Origin of the sequence: Actinoplanes sp. NPDC051633 (genome assembly GCF_040681735.1) — a bacterium.
In the GTDB taxonomy this organism is placed as follows: domain Bacteria; phylum Actinomycetota; class Actinomycetes; order Mycobacteriales; family Micromonosporaceae; genus Actinoplanes.
Genome location: NZ_JBFAZH010000870.1, coordinates 1 through 3,369, shown reverse-complemented (window position 1 = coordinate 3,369; position 3,369 = coordinate 1). Strand labels below are relative to the sequence as shown.

The 3,369-nt window shown below is 66.8% G+C and carries 4 protein-coding genes, 1 tRNA gene and 1 pseudogene; 3 read left to right on the top strand and 3 right to left on the bottom strand.

Annotation, left to right across the window (positions count from 1 at the left end):
- The coding region (locus AB0M20_RS33615) for a ZIP family metal transporter (protein ID WP_364304365.1) at nt 1-549 on the top strand (549 nt) is incomplete at its 5' end.
- Nucleotides 550-700: 151 nt separating this feature from the next.
- Here AB0M20_RS33615 and AB0M20_RS33610 read toward each other — a convergent pair.
- Nucleotides 701-904: pseudogene (locus tag AB0M20_RS33610) on the bottom strand (hypothetical protein); the annotation flags it as partial.
- Between the two features lie 347 nt (nt 905-1,251).
- Between AB0M20_RS33610 and AB0M20_RS33605 the strand changes: the two are divergent.
- Entirely contained in the window at nt 1,252-1,479 is a 228-nt protein-coding gene (locus tag AB0M20_RS33605) for a hypothetical protein (RefSeq protein ID WP_364304364.1), read from the top strand.
- A 364-nt stretch (nt 1,480-1,843) separates the two neighbouring features.
- Here the strand turns inward: AB0M20_RS33605 and AB0M20_RS33600 are convergent.
- A tRNA-Val gene (locus tag AB0M20_RS33600) sits at nt 1,844-1,918 on the bottom strand.
- Between the two features lie 52 nt (nt 1,919-1,970).
- Entirely contained in the window at nt 1,971-2,372 is a 402-nt protein-coding gene (locus AB0M20_RS33595; RefSeq protein WP_364304363.1) for a TIGR02611 family protein, read from the bottom strand.
- 273 nt (nt 2,373-2,645) lie between these two features.
- On the opposite strand from AB0M20_RS33595, the gene AB0M20_RS33590 reads away from it, so the two are divergent.
- Entirely contained in the window at nt 2,646-3,077 is a 432-nt protein-coding gene (locus AB0M20_RS33590; RefSeq protein ID WP_014446635.1) for an SsgA family sporulation/cell division regulator, read from the top strand.
- Nucleotides 3,078-3,369 lie beyond the last annotated feature (292 nt).

The following is a 3,369-nucleotide window of genomic DNA, read 5'->3' as shown; positions in this document are numbered from 1 at the left end:
GACGTCGGACTGGAGCGGATGGCCGCGAAGTCGCCCAAACGCACCGGCCGCGATGCCACCGATGTCGTGGCGGGCGCGGCGCACAAGCCGGAGAGCCCCCAGGTCGCGGCGGTGGCCGGTACGGCCCTGCTGGCCGGCGCGCTGATCGACGGCGTCCCGGAGAGCATCGCCATCGGGGTCAGCCTGCACGCCGAAGGGCCCGGTCTTGGCCTTGTGCTGCTCGCGGCGGTGTTCCTGGGCAACGTCCCGGAGAGCTTGGGCAGCGCCGCCGCGATGCGCGACGAGGGCCGCTCCCGTGGCTATATCGTGGGCGTGTGGACGGCGGTCGGGCTGGTGTGCGTGGCCGCGACGGTCGCCGGTTACGCGCTGTTGTCGGGGCTGTCGCCCGGGATGACGAGCGCGATCCTTGCCCTTGCAGCGGGTGGCATCCTGGCGATGCTCGCCGACACGATGTTCCCCGAGGCTCTGCAGCACGGCGGCCCCTTCGTGGCGCTGGCCACCGCCGTCGGCTTCGCCTGCGCCCTGCTGCTCAGCGAATTGGCCGGCTAAGGATCGAAACCTAACGCGATCCGCGCGAAATGCATGCACTCGACCTTGGTTGACGCGCGGAGGGGCCAGTACCCCACCCATGAGAAGCAGACCTTCAGGCCCAGCGCCAAGCCGAGGTCCCCGGTCAGCTTAGTGAGTGTTTGAGATGGGGTTAGGGGCGGGTGAAGGTACGGCGGAGTTGCCGTCGGGCCGGGTGTCCGCGGGTGATCCGGTGGAGCATGCCGTTGGTCGCGGCCCAGCGGATGATCGCTTCGGAGACGGCCGGGTCGCGTTCGTAGTCACGGGCCAGCCGGCGGTGCGCGGTCAGCCAGGCAAGGGTTCTCTCCACGACCCAGCGGCGCGGCTGAACGGCGAATCACCGCCGCCTACACCGGCATGCGCTGGGGGGAACTCACCGGACTCGCCAGAGCTAACACCCACCTCGGCGACGGCCTGGTCCACGTGCACCGCGACGTCGGCGCCCTGCACGAAGTCCGCGGCCGGCTCTACCTCGGCCCACCCAAAATCCCCCGCCGCCGTCCGCGACATCCACCTACCGCCATTCCTGGTCAACCTGCTGCACGAAGTGCTCGACAGCCACGACCAAGACACCGTCTTCTGCGGCGCCCGCGGCTCCTGGCTGCGCCGCTCCGCCATGTCACGCCGCGTCTGGCGACCCGCCGTCAACGGCAGCCCACCCACCCCGCACCGATCCTCGAGGGAATGCACTTCCACGACACCCGGCACACCCCCAAGACCTGGCTCATCGAAGACGACATCCCCGAGATCGCCCAAGCCCGCCGACTGGGGCACCGCCTCGCCGGCGTCCGCGGCATCTACAGCCACGTCACACCCGTCATGATCGCCCGCATCACCAACAGCCTCCAAGCACGCTGGCAAGCAAGCCAGCCCCCGGCAACGACCGCACACCGACGGCTCTACGCAGCCTGACCTCGACCGCCAGCATGAGGCCGACCAGCCCATCCCGCCATCGCAGCACGCCAAAGCCCGGACCTACCAAGCGGTCAGGGCTTCACGGGGTCCCTGAACCTGCAACTGCCAAGCCGGACGATCAAGCCTGGTGCCACGGCGTCACTAAACCGGGCCTACAGCTATTCGCCAATGCAGGATGCAGACACCGCGCCCACCACGTCACCTCTTGCCCACAGTCGATCAGGTTGCGGCAGTGTGATTAGAACGCGCGAGCCGGTCAATACCAGATGATCTTGTGCTCCCATTTACTCCCAGGTGAGGAGCAACATGGCGCAAAGACATTACCAGCATCGCGTTCGACGGCCTCTGAGCTGCGACGATGTGGTGGGCGATACTGGGATCGAACCAGTGACCTCTCCGGTGTGAACGGAGCGCTCTCCCGCTGAGCTAATCGCCCTCAACAGACGGACAGACTGTACCGGACGTCTCCGCCTCCTCGCGAACAGGGGTCAGCTAAACCACCCCAGGACGACGTCGATCAGGTCGACCCCGAAGCTCAGCTTCACCGACAGCCACACGATCGCGCTCACGAAGGCCAGCCCCACCACGCCCACGACCGCCCGCACGGGCAGCGACTGCCGGGCTATCCACTGGGTCCAGGAGTGCACGTGGCGCTTGGTGAACTCCAGCAGGTTTCTCGCCCAGGCGAACTCCAGGGCCAAGATCGCCAGCCCGACGATCACGATGGCCCAGCCCGGGCCTGGGAACGGGATGAGCACGATCCCGAGCGCCACGACCAGACCGCCGAAGACGCCGATGCCGACCTTGAGGGCCAGCCGGCCGGTCGGGTTGGCGCGGATTTTCTCGAGAACGCCCACTGAAGAGCCCTGCTCGTCCTGTTTCGTAGTCATTTCATCCCCCAGTGTTCCGGGTCCCCGTCACTACCCGGGAGGAATGGACGTTACCGGAGTAAGTCAACGGCCGGCCCACCCGACGCCGGGCGGAACGAGTACGTCAGAGAACAGTGCAAGATAGCGCCTTTTGGCCTGTTGAGAGCCGGATTCGCAACCGTCTTCCCACTACTGGGTGAGATCAGCGTATGGCGGAGCGTAACTACAGAGATCACCAGAGTATGGGAAAGCGGGGTTCACCAGCCTCGCAGCGGTGCCGGGGGGAGTTCGTCCATGAGTACCATTCGTCCAACGACCGTCGAGGTCGAAACCTCGCTGCGGCTCGTAGCGCCTGATGCCACGGCCCTGCCCGTGCGCGCCAGCCTCCGCTACGACCCAGCCGATCCTTACGCAGTGCATGTGTTGTTCCACGCGGAATCAGCCGGTGGGGAAGCCGTGAGCTGGTCCTTCGCGCGGGAGTTGCTGGTTACAGGGCTCGATGAGCCCGCCGGGATCGGCGACGTCCGGGTGTGGCCGTGGGCCACGCCGCGGGGCGATTTCGTCGCCCTCGCGCTGTCGTCTCCGGACGGCAACGCGTTGTTCGAGGTTCCACGCAGCGTCCTGGTCCGGTTCCTCCGGCGCACCTACGTGGTGGTGCCGCGGGGCCGGGAATCCGATCATCTGGATGTGGACGCCGCGGTGAACAGGCTGCTGGCCGGCCGATAGGTACAAACAAAGGAACGACCCGCGCGGACACTGCCGATCCGCGCGGGTCATTCTTTTTGGTGACGAATGCGCGAATCGGACGGATGACTAGAAAACGGAAACGCCCAGGCGGGCAGTTATTGTCGGTTTCCGGTCGGACAGACGATCTTTATCAACTAGCACGTGCATCCCTTGTCACCAGCGGATACGGTCGCCTCGATGCTGACGATCGGCCCGGTTGCCCAGACCGGCTCCACGACGCCGCCCGCCCCCTCGTGGGCGGGCGTCGGCACCTGCGCGCTCGCCGAAACCG

What these genes read in the sequence shown, in the direction of transcription:
- AB0M20_RS33605 (WP_364304364.1), top strand. Translation starts at nt 1,252, where the DNA reads ATGCACTTCCACGACACCCGGCACACCCCCAAGACCTGGCTCATCGAA.
- AB0M20_RS33595 (WP_364304363.1), bottom strand. Translation starts at nt 2,372, where the DNA reads ATGACTACGAAACAGGACGAGCAGGGCTCTTCAGTGGGCGTTCTCGAG.
- AB0M20_RS33590 (WP_014446635.1), top strand. Translation starts at nt 2,646, where the DNA reads ATGAGTACCATTCGTCCAACGACCGTCGAGGTCGAAACCTCGCTGCGG.